Here is a 1,086-nt window from a genome sequence, read left to right on the forward strand (position 1 = left end):
GTCCTGGAACTCGTCCTGGACCGAGGGATCGTCATCGACGCCTTCATCCGGGTCTCCGTCATCGGTATCGAGATCCTGAAGATCGACGTGCGTGTCGTCATCGCCAGCGTCGACACGTATCTGCGCTTCGCGGAGGCGTGCAACCGGCTCGACCTGGAGGCCGGATCCAAGAGCAGCCCCGGACTCCCCGACCTGGTCGGCGAGATCACCGAGTCCGGCGCGCGAGGCAAGTCGAAGGGGGCGCTGTCCGGCGCCGCCGAGACGATCTCCGGTGCCTTCAAGGAGGCCCGCGAGGACGGCCAGGCCGAGTCCAGGCCGCGCGCCCGCAAGTCCACCGCGGCACGCCGGAAGGAGGAGCAGGAGTGAGTACGTACGTCTACGGCATCACGACCGGATCGCATCCTTCGCTCCCCGACGGCATGGAAGGCGTCGGCGAGCCGGCCCGGCAGGTGCGCATCATCAAGGAGGGCGACCTCGCCGCGGTCGTCAGCGACGCGCCCGAGGGGCTGCGGCCCAAGCGCAGGGACCTGCTCGCCCACCAGAACGTGCTGGCCGAGACCGGCGCGGCCGCCTCGGTGCTGCCCATGCGGTTCGGCAGCGTCTCACCGGACGACGAGGCCGTGGCCAGCGTGCTCGCCGAGCGCGCCGACCACTTCAAGGAGCGCCTGGAGGCGCTGTCGGGCAAGGTCGAGTACAACGTCAAGGCCACCCACGACGAAGAGGCCGTACTGCACCGGGTGATGTCCGAGAACCCGGAGGTCCGGTCGCTCACCGAGGCCAACCGGCAGGCGGGCGGCGGCAGTTACGACGACAAGCTGCGGCTCGGCGAGGTGGTGGTCGCCGCCGTGCAGCACCGTGAGGTGGAGGACGCCGCCGAACTTCAGCGCGCCCTGGAACCGGTCGCCGCCGCGATGAGCGTCGGACCGGAGTCCACCGGGTGGCTGGCCAACCTGTCGTTCCTCGTGGAGCGCGCGTCGGCCGAGGACTTCATCGCCGCCGTCGAAGAGGTCCGCAAGGCGCAGCCGCATCTCGAAGTGCGGCTCCACGGGCCGCTGCCGCCCTACAGCTTCGTCGAACCCGGGCCGT

The 1,086-nt window shown here is 70.4% G+C and carries 2 protein-coding genes; both read left to right on the forward strand.

Annotation, left to right across the window (positions count from 1 at the left end):
* Nucleotides 1-366, forward strand: a 366-nt coding sequence (locus tag EU811_RS23195) for a gas vesicle structural protein GvpA (protein WP_142940586.1), incomplete at its 5' end; no start/stop codon positions are given.
* On the forward strand, nucleotides 363-1,086 hold a 724-nt coding region (locus EU811_RS23200), incomplete at its 3' end, for a GvpL/GvpF family gas vesicle protein (RefSeq protein ID WP_142940587.1). The genes EU811_RS23195 and EU811_RS23200, both read left to right, overlap by 4 nt.

The sequence above is a fragment of the Arthrobacter sp. TS-15 genome (assembly GCF_006964045.1).
GTDB lineage: Bacteria > Actinomycetota > Actinomycetes > Actinomycetales > Micrococcaceae > Arthrobacter.